Source organism: Cryobacterium zhongshanensis (assembly GCF_022760445.1).
GTDB lineage: Bacteria > Actinomycetota > Actinomycetes > Actinomycetales > Microbacteriaceae > Cryobacterium > Cryobacterium algoricola.
Window position 1 is genome coordinate 625,272 of sequence record NZ_JALGAR010000002.1, and the last position, 16,632, is coordinate 641,903.

Consider the following 16,632-nt stretch of genomic DNA (forward strand, 5'->3'; position numbering starts at 1 on the left):
GACGTGGGGGCACCCGGCCGGGGTGCTTCCCAAACGGCACGAACACTGATTACATGACTGCGGGGGCGGCGCCAGTCGAACTCGTCGAGCAGAAACGAGTTCCGATGACTGTGCTGCGCTCCAGATTCTTTCCCTTCGTCACGAGGCGTCGCTGGCTTGCCGCCTCGTCGACCCTTGTCCTCGGACTGACAATCCTGCAACCGGTGGCCGGCGCAGCCGTTGCGGTAACACCCGTGCATGCCGTGTCCACCGCCACGGCGGATCCACTCGACAACGACACGATCACTCCCGCAGAACTGCTCGGCTCTCCACCACTGGCCGCGCCGGACGCACGGACCCAGCTCGATGTCACGGTGGCTGCGGGAACCGTCTCCCTCGATCACACCGTCGATGTGGCACTGGTCGTTCCTGCGGAAAAATCCTCCGTTTACAACACATTCATCAGCGACAGCGCGGCGCGTGACCTGGTCGCGAAGACCGGAGCGTATTGGAAGGCCCAGAGCGACAATCAGGTCACCTCCGTGACGGTGACGCACCTCGGCCGATACTCGACCGCGGTGACGTGCGCTGACCTCCAGTCGGCAGACTCCCGGCCCGCGATGACGTACATCTGGGGTAACGCGGCCCTGAACTTCGGTCATTCGCTGCCCAACGGCACCCCGGACTTCGGCTATTACCTGGCCGGCACCGGGCATCACCTGCTCGTCCTGGTCCCCGATGCGTGCGGTGGCGCAGGCATCGGCAGCGTCGGCGCGCCCGTGAGCGCAGCCAATGGCGGCGTCATCATGGCCTCGATGAACGGCGTGAACAACCTCGACATCGTCGCTCACGAGTTCGGGCATAATCTCGGCCTCCAGCACTCGAACATCGCCGTGTGCCCCGATGCCTCGATGTCCGAGGGGTTTCTCGACACGTCGACAGGAACGTTCACCGACGGATGCGCTGACCTCCCGTATCAGGACGCGTACGACGTGATGGGCGCCGCATACTCTTACAACGGCGAGGCCAACGCTGCTCCGACGGCCCTCAATACAAGCCACAAGTTCCGGCTCAATGCCCTCGCGGACGGGGAAACCCAGGCGATCACCCTTGACCAGGGGGTGCGGACCCAGGAGACCTCCGCGACAATTGTGACGACCGGGGCAGTGTCCGGCCGACGGGCGCTCGTGGTCACGGACCCGCGCACCCAACAGGTGTACTACGTCGACTACCGCGGTGGCACCGGCTCGGACGCCGGTTCGCTCTACACTCGCGGGCTGCTTGCCTCAGAGGGCGTTGACAACGGGGTGCGCATCCTCACTACCCGGAGCGATTCCACGTCCGTCGTGTTGTTGAGCCCGAGCCCGACCAGCAGTACCGGGCACAAGCTCTTCCTGACCAAAGGGCAGAGCCTGTCGACCAGGTCAGGCGGCATCCGGGTCGTTGTGCAGAGCATCGCCGGTGGCGCCGCCACGGTCACGGTCACTCTGACGGCGAGCTCGGTCGACCGGCTGTTCGGCGATGACCGGTTTGCGACGTCGGCCGCGATCTCGAGGGCGAACTTCGCAGCGAATGCCCCCGTCGTCTACATCGCGAACGGGCTGAATTTCCCGGATGCCCTGTCTGCAGCGCCGGTCGCGGGTGCCGCGAAGGCGCCGATCCTGCTTGTGACAGCCGGAAGCGTGCCGAACGTCATCCAGGCAGAGCTGGCTCGACTGCACCCGAAGAAGATCGTGGTGCTCGGCGACCAGAATTCGGTCAGTGATGCTGCCGTCGCACAAGTCACGAGTTTTGCTGCCGACCCGGCCGCGCCAATCGTTCGACTGTTCGGCGATGACCGGTTCGCGACGTCGACCGCGATCTCCGCGGCGAACTTCCCGCTCGGTGCCCCGGTGGTCTACATCGCGAATGGGTTGAAATTCCCGGACGCCCTGTCTGCGGCGCCGGTCGCCGGCGGCGCGAAAGCGCCGATCCTCCTCGTGACTGCTGACAGCATCCCACCCGTCATCCAGGCAGAGCTCGACCGGCTGAATCCGACGAGTTTCGTGGTACTCGGCAGCCAGAACTCGGTCAGCGATGCGGTCGTCGGGCAACTGAAGGGTTACACCGCCGACCCGGCGACGCCCGTTGTGCGCTTGTCCGGCGATGACCGGTTCGCGACGTCTGCCGCGATTTCAGCGGCGAACTTCCCCCTCGGCGCCACGGTGGTCTATATCGCGAATGGCGTCAATTTCCCGGATGCGTTGTCTGCAGCTCCTGTCGCGGGCGCAGCGAAGGCGCCGATCCTGCTCGTGCAGCCCGGCGGACTCTCGTCGGTCGTGCAGACGGAACTGCGCCGACTGCATCCGACACGGTTCGTGGTGCTCGGCGGCCAGAACTCCGTCGGTGACGTGGTCGTCGCGCAACTCAACGCGCTCATCCCCTAGTCACAGAAGATCCGCCACCCATGGCATTTTTCGCCTGATTGGTTACGATATCGGTTGAGATTCCATTTGGGGGGATGAGATTCATGAGCCAAGGTCCTGTACCGCGCGAACTGTTCCGATGCCTGGCCGTTGCTGCGGCCTGCCTCGTCGTAGCCACGGGGCTGGTGGCGGCGCAGCCCGCCGCGCCGGCCTCTGCAATCGTGAGGATGGAGCCACCGGACACCAATAACGTGTACGCGAAGGATTTCAATCCCGGCAATATCATCAGCGACGCAAACTTCTACAACGGGTCGGCGATGACCGCTCCGACCGTGCAGACGTTCCTGGATGCACAGGGCGTGGACTGCACGGGCACACTCTGTCTGAAGTCGTACCGGCAGGCGACGGTCGACATCCCCTCCGACACCTGGTGCAGCGCCTACACCGGAGTCGCGAGCGAGTTCGCCTCCGGCATGATCGCGAAGGTCGGCGCGGCCTGCGGAATCAGCCAGAGGGTCCTGCTCACCCTGCTCCAGAAAGAGCAGCGGCTTGTCACCAGGACAGATCCGACGCAATCATTGCTCGACACGGCCACCGGGTTCTCCTGCTCGGACACGTCCGACTGCGAGGTCGAATTCGCCGGCTTCTTCAAGCAGTTGTACGGTGCGGCTCACCGCTTCAGAAGCTACGAATCCGGCACGGCATACCGGCAGGGCACGACCGTGGCCATCAGGTACAACCCAGATGTGGCGTGCGGTTCGGCCAAGGTGACGATCTGGAACAAGGCCACGTCTGCGCTGTACAACTACACGCCGTACCAGCCGAACGCAGAGGCATTGCTCCCCGCGAATTTTTTTGGTGATGGGGATTCCTGCTCTGCGTACGGCAACCGTAACTTCTGGAGCGTCTACAACGGTTGGTTCGACTCGTCCTCGATCGGAAGTGTGCCCACAGTCACCCGTATTTCGGGACAGGACCGTTACGACACTGCCGTTGCCATCTCGCTGAAGACCTACCCTGACGGAAACGTCCCCGTTGTTTACGTGGCCGCGGGCACCAACTTCCCCGATGCCCTCAGCGCGGCTCCCGCCGCGGCCGCCCTCGGCGGGCCGCTCCTGCTGACTCTCCCCGATCGGCTCCTCGACCCCGTGCTCGCCGAGGTCAAGCGGCTCAATCCCGTGCGAATCGTCGTTGCGGGAGGATTCGGCTCCATCAGTGAGTCGGCGTTCGCGCAACTCAGTGCGCTGATCGGCCAGCCGAACGTCAGGCTGAACGATGTCACCAGATTGAACGGCATCGACCGTTTCGAAACTTCTCGCCTGATCGCTCAGGACGCTTACACGCAACTGAAGGCGCTTGACCCGTCCAAGGTCGAAGTCGCCTTCGTCGCCTCCGGCGCGAACTTTCCCGACGCGCTCTCCGCCGGCGCGGTCGCCGGCGCGATCGGTGCGCCCGTGATCCTGGTCAACGGCAGCGCTGACACGGTTGACGCGCCGACGGCCGCACTCCTGCACGACCTCGACGTGACGAAGGCGACGGTGGTCGGCGGTCCGCCATCAATCTCCGCTTCGTTTTCGCAGAGTCTTGCGAAACTGGTCCCGATCGTTCCGATCTCGGGATCCGACCGGTTCGACACGAACCTCAAGCTCAACGATTCCGCCCCCAGCACAGGCGACACCGTCTACCTGACCACGGGGTTCTCTTTCCCCGACGCACTTGCCGGGGCCGCTGCGGCCGGGCACGGGCACGATGCCCTCTACCTGGCGCAAACGACGTGCGTCCCCGCGCATGCTGTCGAGAGCATTCTCACGCGGCACGTGCCAGTGGTGTATCCCCTGGGCGGTCCGACGACACTCACGAACACCGTGTCGCAACTCATCTCCTGTCAGTAGCTGGCCAGGACCTCTTCGGGGAATGGGCGCCCCTCCGCCCGGTTTGGTAGGCTGCACGAGTGCAGATCCGCGAGCTTTCTATCCCCGATTCCTACGAAATCACTCCGAGGCAGTTCGGTGACAGTCGGGGGGTGTTCCTCGAGTGGTATCGCTTCGATCGCCTTGAGGAAACCATCGGGCATCGCCTGGAAATCGCTCAGGCGAACACGAGCGTGTCCAAGCGTGGCTCGGTGCGCGGCATCCACTTCGCGGACATTCCGCCGAGCCAGGCCAAGTACGTGACCGCCGTGCGCGGTGCGGTCCTTGATTACATCATCGACATCCGCGTCGGGTCGCCGACCTTCGGCCAGTGGGACAGCGTGCTGCTCGATGACACCGACCGACGTGCCGTCTACATTGCCGAGGGCCTCGGCCACTGCTTCGTCGCGCTGACCGATGACGCCACCGTGAGCTATCTCGTGACGGCCCCGTTCAACCCGGGCCGCGAGCATGGTATCAACCCGCTCGACACCGACATTGGACTCGTGTTCCCGCCGGAAGCGGGCGAGTTGCTGCTGTCGCCGAAGGACACGGATGCTCCCGGGCTCGCCGAGTCCGCCGCGAGCGGCCTGCTGCCCACGTGGGCGGACGCGAAAGCGTTCTACGCGGCCCTGAACGAAGGAAAATAAGCATGCGCGGAATCATCCTGGCCGGGGGTTCCGGCACGCGCCTGTGGCCCATCACGAAGGCCATCTCCAAGCAGTTGATGCCGATCTATGACAAGCCGATGATCTACTACCCCTTGTCGACGCTGATGATGGCGGACATCAAAGAGATCCTGATCATCACGACCCCGGAGTACAACCACCAGTTCCAGGCGCTGCTGGGCGATGGGTCCGAGCTCGGCATCCGCATCGAGTATGCCGTGCAGGAATCTCCCGACGGCCTGGCGCAGGCGTTCATCATCGGGGAAGAGTTCATCGGCGATGAGTCCGTTGCCCTCGTCTTGGGTGACAACATCTTCCACGGTGCAGGCCTGGGCTCGGCCCTGCGGGGCAACGCGAACCTCGAGGGTGCCCGCATCTTCGCTTACCATGTGTCGAACCCGCACGCTTATGGTGTTGTCGAGTTCGACGAGACCATGACGGCGCTCTCCATCGAGGAGAAGCCCGTCACGCCCAAGAGCAACTACGCGGTTCCCGGTCTGTACTTCTACGACAACCGTGTTGTAGAGATCGCGAAGACCATCCAGCCCTCCGCGCGCGGGGAGCTCGAGATCTCCACGGTCAACGAACGCTACCTGCAGCAGGGCGACCTGCACGTGCAGGTCCTCGACCGCGGCACGGCCTGGCTGGACACCGGCACCTTCGAGTCCATGATGCAGGCCTCCGAATACGTGCGCGTCATCGAAGACCGCCAGGGCTTCAAGGTCGGCTGCATCGAGGAAATCGCCTGGCGCGCCGGCTGGATCGACGATGCCCAGCTCGCCAAGCTTGCAGCACCCCTCGTCAAGAGCGGCTACGGATCGTACCTGAAGTCCCTCGTCTGGCAAGACGAAAGCTAGCAGGGATGACGGGGAACGAATCGGTCCTGCGACGTCTGCGACGACGTATCGAGGGCCTTGTGAGACGGTCGGCACTGGCACTCGGGTTGGCCCGCCGTGTGAAGCGTCGTGTTCTCGGGACCGCGCACTACGCCCGGCGCGTTTCCCTCGGTTCCCTCCGGCGTGTCAGAGCCGTTCTTCCGGGTCCGAGGCCGAAGAGCGCGGATGCTCCGGCCAATCGTCAGGTGAGCAGGGACCTTCGGCGACTCCAGCTGGCCAATCGGCTCTCTCGTCGCCCCGCGATTGACCCGAACGGCACGACCGTTGTCACAGTGACCACCCACGGTGCCCGGATTGAGCGGGCATACATCGCCCTCGAGTCCATCGCCCGGGGCGGCGCGCGTCCGGCACGCCTGATCCTCTGGCTCGACGACGAGGAGATTTTCCGGGCCCTGCCACACTCCCTGCGTCGCTTGGAGCGCAGGGGACTCGAGGTCATCCTGGACCTGAACGCCTACAAGGTCCACACCAAGTATTATCCCTACGTGAAGTCCGTGGACGCTCACGTCATGCCCCTTGTCACGGCTGACGACGATGTGTTGTACCCGCGGGAGTGGCTTTCGGCGCTGCAGGCGGAACACGCGCTCTTCCCGAACGATGTGATCTGCTTCCGAGCCCACCGCATTCCCGTCGTCGGGAACGCCCTTGGTCCGTACAAGACGTGGACTCCCTGCAGCGACCTTCATGCGGGGATCTCGAATCTGGGCACCTCGGTATCGGGCCAGCTGTTTCCGGCACCGCTCGTGAATGCCATCCGGGACAAGGGCGACGCTTTCCGCACGCTCGTGCCGGACGCGGATGATCTGTGGCTGCATGTCTGCACGGTCGAGCAGAACGTGGCCACCCGTCAGATCGGTCGGCAGTCGCTCACATTTCCCTATGTGCCTGGAAGCCAGGCCGCCGGCCTGTACCTGCAGAACGTGTGGAACGGGGGCAACGACGCAGCAGTGATGCGAATCTATAGCCAAGTGGCCATCGAGGCGATCCGTGAGGACGCGTTGCGGGCGCAGTCTGCGGACGGCTGACCTGTAGTCAGGCCCGACGCGGCTGCTCCGTCGATGGCCTGTGTCTCACTGCTTGGTCGTACCGGGACGAATCCAGTTGCGCAGCGTCGCCGTCTTGTCCGCAAGTCGAACGACTTTGCGCGCACTGAACTCGTCGATCCGAGCTTCCAGTTCGAGTATGTGGGTGTCCCGGAGAGCAAGCTCATGAGCGCTGTGGGCCTCGAGGGCCTCGATTCTGCGAACGGCTTCTGATGCCTCCGCTTTGGCTCGGTCGAGTTCGGTCTTGTATTGCTGCTCTCGGAGTTCGGCGGCCTCTCGATGTTCCCGATCTGTGCGTTCTGCGTCCCGTTCGGCGGCCAACAGTATCGCGCCATACTTCCGGTCGGTCTTCTCCTGCTCGGGATCGAATCCCTCGTCAGGCACCCCGAACTTCACAAGTCCGAGCAGCCGGTCGTCACGTTGAAAGACGCCAGATTCAAGTCCGAGCTGAAGTTCGGCAGGCGTCGGGTGACGCAGCACGTAGAACGGCAGCAAAGCTCCGCACGTAAAGCGGTGGAACTCCCGCATTCCGTGGTGGTTTGGGCTTGGGGAGAGTTCGGGATTCGCGTTGTACGCCCGTCCGGAATTCTCTACCTTCTGACGGAACTGGTTCCATGATCGCCACGGAAGGTGCAGTACCTCGATGGCCCACTGGGGATCCGGATCCCCTTGACTGGCGAGACTCACGGAATGATTTCCCTGGACAACCTGGACATCCGCCGTGCCGACGTGAACTGCATCAGGCGTGGAATGTGCTTGCAGTCCAATGTCCTTCAATTCCGCGATGGAACGATTGTCACGGTAGATCATCCGGCCGAGACCCGAACCGTCGCGCGCGGGGAGGCCGGTCATATCGATCACGGGTACTTCGAACGACCGGATGCCGGTGTCGATGTTCTCGAATGCAGTTCGTAGCCGGATAGCGGGGTTCTTGGCGACCCAGAATTCGTCTGCGTCAGCGTTGATCACCCAGTCTGCGTGGTGAACCGTGTAGGCGCGTCGGGCCATCTCGGTGACTATCCTGTGCTGTTGCTTGTGTTGGACGGGGTCAAGATGAAGTTCGAGCACGCCCCGCACTGCATACCCCTGGAGGAGTTCGTATGTGCCATCGATGGATCCGTTGTCTGTGACAATGAACAGATCGATTCCCTGTGCGAGATGATGCTCAATCATCGCGGCAATGATGTCGATTTCGTCTCTGACCATCATCGTCATGACTAGTTTCACGTGTTTGCCTTTCGTGACCGTCGATCCAGATAGCGCACTCGTGCGTCCAGGCCGAGTTTGAGTGCGAGTCTCATCGGCCAGAAGAACCAGCCAGGATACTTCTTGCTGAGGAATCGCTTCGCACTCTCGTGGTGAGCTGTCAGCATCCGTGATGCGTGCGCAGATGTGGAGTGCGCACCACTGTGCACCACGACAGCTCTGGGCTCATAGATATTCGCGAAGCCGGCCTTGCCGAGGCGATACCCAAGGTCAACGTCCTCGAAGTACATGAAGAAACCTTCATCGAATCCACCGATTCGGTCGAATGCCGACCGTCGGACCAGAAGGCATGCGCCTGACAGCCACCCGACAGAACCGCTGTCCGTTGTGGAATCGTGTCGATACGCGGCCGTCCACGGATTGGCAGGCCAGACCTCCGAGAGAAGAGCGTGCCCGATTCCGGTGCGCAGGGACGGAATCGCGCGAGCGGATGGGTATACCTCTCCGGACTCTGTGTGAATGGCCGGTCCGATCGCTCCGGCGTCCGGTTCGGCGTCCCCTCTGCGGACGAGCGTGTCGAGCGACGTCTCCTCGAATGTGAGGTCAGGGTTGCAGATCAGGATCCAGTCGATGCTGGCGGGCAGAGTGCGGGCGGCGAAATTGACGGCAGCCCCGTAGCCACGATTCGATCCCATCGAAAGGTACCGGGCTCCAAACGAGCCGGCAATGCGTTCTGTGGCTGAGTCCGTGCGCGGCTTGTTGTCGACCAGAAGACGCAGGATCGTCTCGTCCGTCGCCTTGGTGAGGGTCTGAAAGAACTCATCCAACACGTCGTGCGAGTTGTAGCTGACTGTGACTACGGCAACGCGTGGCGACGTTGTATCTGCAGAGCCTGTCGACCGGTCGGAGATCATCGGCGTGACGCTAAACCCCAACCTTGGCTTCGAAGGTCATGTTCGTTCGTACGGGGCCCCATGTGCCGCCGTGGTCATTCACTGTAAATGACGTTGCGTTCGCCACTCGAGCGATTTCCTGGCCGTGGGAGCCCATGAGCGCCACCGTGACTCCATACTCGCCGGATCCGAATGACGCCCTCGGAAGCGAGAAACGTGCAACAGCACGACCCTTGAGTTCTCCGAGATGCGCGTCCAGACTCGTGGATGTCGCTCCCGTCACGAGTTGACCGAGCGGGTTGTCGATGTGCAACCCGACGCTCCATGTGCTGAGGGATTTCGGCGCATCGAGCTCGACTTCAATGGAGATATCATCGCCGCTGTTGAACGAAGCCTGCTTCGCCCCGGAAGCTCCGACCACTCGGACTTCGGTAATTCGTCCCAGTTCGACATTTGCGAGCGCAGCCTTGAGTCGGTCGTCTTTCCGCGAGTCCAACTCGACGCTGGTGGCAAAGCCCGAGCGGAGGACGGACACGGCGTCAAAGGGGTCGCCGTCGAACACCACGCTTCCTCGGGCGAGGACAATGGCGCGACTGCACATGCTGGTGATCTGACTCAGGGTATGGCTAACCAGGACGATGGTCCGTCCTTCCTCTTGGAAGGTTCGAATCTTGTCCAGGCACTTTTTCTGGAAGGCCTCGTCGCCGACCGCAAGCACCTCGTCGATGAGGAGCAGGTCAGGGTCCACGTGAACGGCGACGGCGAATGCGAGTCGCACGTACATTCCGCTCGAGTAGAACTTGACCTGGGTATCAATGAATTCTCCAATTCCGGAGAATTCGAGGATCTCTTCAAAATGAGAGGCAGTCTGAACCCTGGACAGGCCCATGACGGACGCATTCAAATAGACGTTCTCCCTTCCCGTCAAGTCCGGATGGAAGCCCGCGCCGAGTTCGAGAAGCGCGGCCATCTGGCCGCGGCGCTGGACGCTGCCCGTTGTCGGCTGAATGATGCCACCAATGGCTTTGAGGAGCGTGCTCTTTCCTGACCCGTTCGGACCGATCAATCCGATCGTGGTTCCCGCATCGATCTGCAAATCAACGTGTCTCAGAGCGAAGAAGTCCTCTTTGAACTTTGCGGCCCGATTGAAGTTCAAGAGTCGTTCCTTCACGCTGTTGTCCTTACGGATCACATAGCGTTTGGAGACATCATTGACCTTGACGATGGGTACGGAATTCATGTTCTGTCTTGTTCTCGCGTTCGTACTCTTCGGATTCTCGACCATTACAGTTCCTGCGCAAAGTTGCCTTGAAGCTTACTGAACACCCGGTGGCAGGCAAGCAGCAGGACTGCTCCGACGACTCCGGCGATCAACATGCGCAAAGCGAGGTGGTCAGGAGACGTTCCTCCGCTCGCATCCGTCCAGAAGGCCTTCTGAAACCCGAGGACCGCCAGTGTGACTGGGTTAGCCATGTAGATTTCGAGCGCCCAACTGGAGATTGCAGACTTCACGAACTGCCAGGAGTAGACGATCGGAGAGGCCCACATCATGAGGAGCAGGACGACCTCGACCAAGTAGGAGACGTCCCGAAGGTAGACGTTCCAGGCGGAAAGCACGATGGCGAGAGCACCTGCATACAAAAGGACGATAACCAAAGCGCCGACCCCGTAGAGGAGCTGCGGACCGAAGTGCAGAGTACCTGCGGGGATCGCCACGATGATCAGAATGACCAGTTGGATGAGGAAGTTGAAGAGTGAAGAACCAATAGTGGCCAACGGGAAGATCTCGCGTGGGAGATAGACCTTCTGGACGAGCCCTGCGTTTGCGAGGATTGCCCCAGTGCCGGTAGCGACGATCTCGCTAAAGAGGGTGTAAACGGTTAGGCCGGCAAAGATGAAGATCGCGAAGTTATCGATTGAGCGGGCTGCGCCAAGAAACTTGCCGACAACAACGTAATAGATCACCAATTGTGTCAGGGGCCGGGCGAGACTCCATAAGAAACCGAGTGCGCTGTCTTTATAGCGAGCCTTCAGCTCGCGCCGTGTGAGCATGCCCAGGAGTTCCCGATGAGACCACACTTCACGAACGGAGGCTACAGTGCCGTTGACGAAATTACGCTGAACATTGACGTCCAGCCAAGGCATTTCCTGAAGGCGCGCTTTACGCTCCGTTGAAACGGATTGAGGGCCTGCCATCTAGTGCTCCAAGTGATCTGGGTGTGAACAGCTGGTTACCTGCTCCGTGGGTGAGAATACATTACAAGCCTTGACGGAACCCGCAGGGCGACCTACTTGACCCTATCGACCCATCGGGTGCTTTGAGGGTGCACTGTTAGGCTTTTGACTTATCTGGTACGGCGGTTTCCCCGTCGCTGGGAATCTAGACCGTGGGTGTACATCGTTTCACCCGCATGGAGACGCGAGTATATGAAGCCCTGGAAGTCCACGATTGCAAACGGTGTCCGCAGGACGCTGCCCCTCAATTCGCGACAGCGCCTCTTCGCTGCCGCTGCCTACTACAGCGTCAAGGATGCCGGAGTCTTCGCGAGGCATGCCCGGGCCAACTTCGTGCGCGCCGCGAGCGCTTCCCGTACGACGGAATTGGACTATCGAGCTTGGCGAGCACTGAACCCGCACGACGCCGAGACGGCGATCTCCGGGAGCACGAACGAAACAACTTTTGGAGTCGTCGTTGAGATCGGGGCGCTCAGCACTCCTGCCGAGATCAAGCGAACCACCGAAAGCGTGGAGAATCAGCTTGGCTGCGTCGGTCGAGTAGTTCAGCTGCAATCTGGATCCCCACTTCAGAACGGCGTAGCATCGCTCAGCGAAGATTTTGTCCTCCTATTGCGCGCCGGTTCAGTGCTCTCGCCGTATGCCCTGGCTGATGTGGCCAAGCAGCACAGGATTGACCCGGCACTCGAATTGATCGTGTTCGACTCGGATGTTCACGGTGCGACCGGCCCGAAGGACCCGCTTTTCCGACCGGCCTGGTCGCCGGACATGCTCCTCGGATTCAACTACATTGACCGGGCCTTCGCCATTAAGCGGTCCTCGATGCGGTCGTCCGAATCAGCCCGTCTCACCGATAGAGGAGTCTGGGACTTACTCCTCTCGGGGCGGTTCTCGGAGCGCAACGCGGGCAATATCGCCAACGTGTTGCTCACTGAGGCGCATTCGACGGTTCGCAGCGTCAACGAATCGGACGCCGAGATGGTCAAGGACGTGCTCGCTCGACACGGCGAAACGGTAGAAACGACCGTGGATAGAGATGTCGTTCGAGTACGTTTTCAGCCCGCTGAGTGGCCGACCGTCTCCATCGTGATCCCGACACGCCACTCGCGCGTGAACCTGGGTCGTTTGCTGCCCAGCCTTGCAACGACCGACTATCCGCGATTCGACGTGAAGATCATCGACAATGGTGGTGAATCCCAGGAGAACACGGATTGGTATGTCGCGAATTCCCAGGGGCTTGACTTGACGGTGAAATGGTGGACGGAGACCCCGTTCAACTACTCACGGGTTAACAATGTCGCCGCGCGCGCCACGGATGGCGACATCATTGTGATGCTGAATGACGACACCGAGATAGTCGACGCTCTGTGGCTGAAAGAAATGGTCGGACTACTCATGCGCGAAGGCGTTGGAGTGGTCGGCGTTCAGCATCGACAGGCCGATGACTTGATCCAGCACGGCGGCGTCATGATCGGCCCTGGCGGCTTCGCTGACAATTTGTTCGCGGGAATGACCCCAGGGTCAGACACGCTCATTGGTCCGACAACGTGGTACCGGAATTCACTTGCCGTCACGGGGGCCTGCCTCGCAATCCGGCGCACGGATTTTGAGGAAGTAAACGGCCTCGACGAGGCTTTCGTTCTCTGTGGGAGCGACGTTGTCCTCGGTCTCGACCAGATCATTCGCGGACGACGAAATGTTGTCATTCCATTCGATACTGTGCGGCACTTCGAATCGCTCACGCGCGGCACTGCGGTGCCCGCTGAAGATTTCTATGCGAGCTATTGGCGCTATCACCCCTGGCTTCAGGGCGGCGACCCATACGTGTCGAAAAATGTGTCGCGACTCAGCGCCGTACCCAGATTCAAGGACCCGCGGGACGAGAACCCCGTGAAGCTGGCGCTCGAAATGCTCGGTCGATCGTTCATCAAACACGCACAGAGTTCGTCGATCTCGGAGGAGGCCTCCGCATTGATCGGCACGGCTTCGATCTCCGCCGAAGAGGTCGCGGCGGTTCATCAGCTTCACGCGGAGTTCTCGGGACCGCTCGACATCCGGGTCATCAATTGGTTCATTCCCGACATCGATATGCCGTTCTTCGGCGGACTTAACACGGCCTTCCGGCTGGCCGCAAAACTAGCCCGGGAGCATGGCGTGCTCAACCGGTTTGTGGTCCTCGCAGCTCCGAACCGAGCGTTCGTCGCTTCGGCTCTCACCGCGGCCTTCCCCGAACTCGCAGCGGCGGAAATCGCCTTCTACGACGGCTCGGATGAACAGATTGCTCTGATACCACCGGCCGACGCCGCTGTGGCCACATTGTGGCTGACGGCCATTCACGTGGCCAAGTCACAAGGCGTCAAGCGGAAGTTCTACCTGATGCAGGACTATGAACCCAGTTTCTATCCGGCCAGCACTCTCTTCGCAATGGCTGAGGAGAGCTATCGGCTGGGCCTGTACGGCCTCTGCAACACGGTCAGCATGCACAGTATCTACACGGAGATGTATCAGGGCTCCGCGACCTACTTCACTCCGGCCGTCGATCAGTCCATTTATCATGCGGAGGGCCGGCGCGAGAAGCTGGCCACTGAGCCAGTCACGATTTTCGCGTATGCCCGGGATCACTTCCGCAATTGCTGGGAACTTGTCTACACGGCTCTCACGGAGATCAAGCGAATTCACGGGGACGGCGTTCGAATCGTCGCAGCCGGCGCTCGCTACCTCCCAGCGAGCGCGGACTTCATCGACATGGGTCTTCTCGACTATCGGGCAACCGGCCGGCTCTACCGGGAGATGGATATCGGTCTCACCATGCAGATTTCGAGGCATCCGTCGTATCTGCCACTCGAATTGATGAGTAGCGGAGTCGCGATGGTTGCCCCGGCCAGCAACTGGTTCACGTGGCTGTTCGACGACGAAGAGAACTCGCTTCTGACCATGCGGACCCTCGACGACATCGTTGCGAAGCTTGATCGACTCGTGCGCGACGCCGAACTCCGACACGAGATTTCGGCTCGGGCCATCAGCACGATTGCGGAGTCACATGCCGACTGGGATGTTGCACTCGGTGGCATCCATGCGTACATGTCTGATCCGGAGAACGCTGAAGCGAAGACGTCTGACAGCTAATGATGAGCGCCTTCGTATCCGCAGCCTGAATCAGGTACAGTCTCATGAAGGGCTGCAGGCAGCCGGCCCTGGGGTAATTGCCGGCCTCGGGCCGCCGTTCGGGCGGATTCACATGCCACCGATCGGCAGGGTAGGCGTTCTCCATGAAATCCCAGCGACTTCGTTCGCTCGCGATCGTTCTCGGCTTCGTGACGGTTCTTTCAGGTCTGCAGTTCGCGCCTGCTCCACCAGCACATGCGGTCGCCGGCTCCGATTTCGATCCCGGCTATCTCATCAGCGACGAGCGCTTCTTCGATCAGAATGCCATGGACGAAGCCGGGATTCAGAATTTCCTCGACGGAGAGGTCCTGACGTGTAGAGCGGGGTACACCTGCCTCAAGGATTACGCGGAGACGACGTTCACCCGTGCCGCCGTCGCCCCTGGCCACTGCGACCAGTACTCCGGCGAGACCAATGAACGAGCAAGCCGGATCATCGCCAAGGTGTCCCAGGCCTGTCACATCAGCCCGCAGACTCTGCTCGTCCTCCTTGAAAAGGAAACCGGCCTCGTCACAGACACCTGGCCGACCGCAGGCGAGTACCGCAAGGCCACCGGATACGGCTGCCCCGATACAAGCAGTTGCGACGCTGCTTTCTACGGTTTTTACAATCAGGTCTACAAGGCGGCGTGGCAGTTCCGTCAGTACACGAACTTTCCCGACCGCCAGTTCAGAATCGGGAACGTAGCCATCGGGTATCACCCCAACGCCGGGTGCGGCTCGTCGACGGTTCTGATCAGGAACCAAGCGACGGCCGACCTATACAACTACACCCCCTATCAACCCAACAACGCCGCGCTCGGGAACCTGTACGGAACCGGTGACACGTGTTCCTCCTACGGCAACCGGAACTTCTGGCGGATCTTCTCAGACTGGTTCGGACAGACCGTCGTACCCCCGCTCTCGCCCGTCGGTAATTTGGAGATCGCGACTGCTTCCTTGGACTCGGCCACGTTCCGCGGGTGGACTTTCGACCCGGAGACATCCGCACCGATCGCAGTGCATCTCTACATCAACGACCAGTGGGGCGGAGCCTTCCGGGCGGACACGCCACGCAGCGACATATCGCTCGCATACCCGTCCTACGGGGCAAGTCACGGTTTCTCATTCACCGTTCCGATAACTGCGGGTGCGGGTGCCTTCCGCGCGTGCCTGTACGCGATCAATGTCGGCGCCGGTGCCAACCAACTGTTGGGGTGCCGGACACTCACGACTCCGACCGGTCCGCCCGTGGGCAGTCTCGACAACGCAACTCTCTCCGGCAACACGGTGAGCTTGAGCGGCTGGGCCTTGGATCCTGATGCTGCGGCGAGCATCGATACCCACGTCTACGTCAATGGGCGCTGGGCCGGTGCATTCCCGGCAGCAACGCTGCGCAACGATGTCGGCCGGGCCTACCCCGGGTATGGAAATAACCATGGCTTCGCGATGGACCTCAATCTAGCGGTTGGGACGAGCGAGGTCTGCGTCTACGGAATCAACATCGGGGGCGGGGCCAACAAAGTCATCGGGTGCCGTACCGTGTCTACGGCTTCGGGTCCGCCCATCGGAAATGTCGAATCCAGCTCTGCAGCAGTCGGGATGGCCCACATCGGTGGCTGGGCCCTCGACCCCGATAGCCCGGACCCCATCGCCGTGCATGTCTACGTGGACGGTCGCTGGGGCGGGGCGTTCACGGCGAACGGTGAACGCACAGACGTCGCCAGGTCCTACCCCGGCTACGGATCAGGCCATGGGTTCAGCGCGGATGTCGCCGTTCCCGGAGGTTCAAGCCAGGTGTGCGTCTATGGCATCAACCTGATGTCCGGGTACAACTCCCTGATCCGGTGCACCACCGTCACCAGCGCTTCTGGTGCGCCCTTCGGGAACTTCGAACCTCCGTCGATCGCAAGTGGTCACGTCACTCTGCAGGGCTGGGTCATTGACCCTGACACTGTCGCGCCGATCGTCGTGCATGTCTACGTGAACGGTCAGTGGGGTGGAGCGTTCACCGGTGACGCTGGCCGAGCGGATGTCGGTCGTGCGTACCCGACATTCGGAACGGCGCACGGCTTCAGCATTCCGATCGTCCTGCCACTCGGACAAAACCAGGTGTGCGTGTTCGCGATCAACGTCGGTCCCGGGTTCAACCCACAGCTCGGCTGCAGGACGGTGGCGGGCTGAGCTGGTCGCCCGTCCAAGGACAGGCGAAGCCGGCGGGACAGGCTGGGCCGGTCTCCCACAGGGGCGCCAG

11 protein-coding genes are annotated in these 16,632 nt (G+C 61.6%); 7 read left to right on the forward strand and 4 right to left on the reverse strand.

Going from position 1 to position 16,632, the window contains the following annotated elements; all coding sequences use genetic code 11:
- The first annotated feature begins 53 nt into the window (after window positions 1-53).
- The 5 genes from MQH31_RS11285 to MQH31_RS11305 all read left to right on the forward strand — a co-directional run bounded on the left by MQH31_RS11285 (window position 54) and on the right by MQH31_RS11305 (window position 6,883).
- The gene (locus tag MQH31_RS11285) at window positions 54-2,405 is read left to right on the forward strand and encodes a cell wall-binding repeat-containing protein (protein WP_243012110.1); all 2,352 of its coding nucleotides are present in this window, start codon (window positions 54-56) and stop codon (window positions 2,403-2,405) included.
- Between the two features lie 38 nt (window positions 2,406-2,443).
- Window positions 2,444-4,276: a cell wall-binding repeat-containing protein gene (locus MQH31_RS11290; protein WP_243012111.1), complete on the forward strand. Its 1,833-nt coding sequence runs from the start codon at window positions 2,444-2,446 to the stop codon at window positions 4,274-4,276.
- Window positions 4,277-4,335: 59 nt separating this feature from the next.
- Window positions 4,336-4,944 (forward strand): dTDP-4-dehydrorhamnose 3,5-epimerase family protein, encoded by a 609-nt coding sequence (locus tag MQH31_RS11295; RefSeq protein WP_243012112.1) that lies wholly within the window; start codon window positions 4,336-4,338, stop codon window positions 4,942-4,944.
- Window positions 4,945-4,946: 2 nt separating this feature from the next.
- Window positions 4,947-5,819, forward strand: a complete 873-nt coding sequence (rfbA, locus tag MQH31_RS11300) for a glucose-1-phosphate thymidylyltransferase RfbA (protein WP_243012113.1) — start codon at window positions 4,947-4,949, stop codon at window positions 5,817-5,819.
- A 311-nt stretch (window positions 5,820-6,130) separates the two neighbouring features.
- Window positions 6,131-6,883: a hypothetical protein gene (locus MQH31_RS11305; RefSeq protein WP_243012114.1), complete on the forward strand. Its 753-nt coding sequence runs from the start codon at window positions 6,131-6,133 to the stop codon at window positions 6,881-6,883.
- Between the two features lie 45 nt (window positions 6,884-6,928).
- Here MQH31_RS11305 and MQH31_RS11310 read toward each other — a convergent pair whose 3' ends face one another.
- Genes MQH31_RS11310 through MQH31_RS11325 form a run of 4 tightly spaced genes read right to left on the reverse strand, consistent with a single transcriptional unit; the run spans window position 6,929 to window position 11,196 of the window.
- Window positions 6,929-8,116, reverse strand: coding sequence for a glycosyltransferase family 92 protein (locus MQH31_RS11310; protein ID WP_243012115.1), 1,188 nt, complete (start codon window positions 8,114-8,116; stop codon window positions 6,929-6,931).
- 8 nt (window positions 8,117-8,124) lie between these two features.
- Entirely contained in the window at window positions 8,125-9,021 is an 897-nt protein-coding gene (locus MQH31_RS11315; protein ID WP_243012116.1) for a glycosyltransferase family 2 protein, read from the reverse strand.
- Between the two features lie 10 nt (window positions 9,022-9,031).
- The gene (locus MQH31_RS11320; protein ID WP_243012117.1) at window positions 9,032-10,240 is read right to left on the reverse strand and encodes an ABC transporter ATP-binding protein; all 1,209 of its coding nucleotides are present in this window, start codon (window positions 10,238-10,240) and stop codon (window positions 9,032-9,034) included.
- Between the two features lie 44 nt (window positions 10,241-10,284).
- A complete protein-coding gene (locus MQH31_RS11325) occupies window positions 10,285-11,196 on the reverse strand; it encodes an ABC transporter permease (RefSeq protein WP_243012118.1) in 912 nt (303 codons plus the stop codon).
- A gap of 231 nt (window positions 11,197-11,427) precedes the next feature.
- Between MQH31_RS11325 and MQH31_RS11330 the strand changes: the two genes are divergently transcribed.
- Window positions 11,428-14,361, forward strand: a complete 2,934-nt coding sequence (locus tag MQH31_RS11330; RefSeq protein WP_243012119.1) for a rhamnosyltransferase WsaF family glycosyltransferase — start codon at window positions 11,428-11,430, stop codon at window positions 14,359-14,361.
- A 143-nt stretch (window positions 14,362-14,504) separates the two neighbouring features.
- Window positions 14,505-16,562: a hypothetical protein gene (locus tag MQH31_RS11335; RefSeq protein WP_243012120.1), complete on the forward strand. Its 2,058-nt coding sequence runs from the start codon at window positions 14,505-14,507 to the stop codon at window positions 16,560-16,562.
- Window positions 16,563-16,632: the final 70 nt, after the last annotated feature.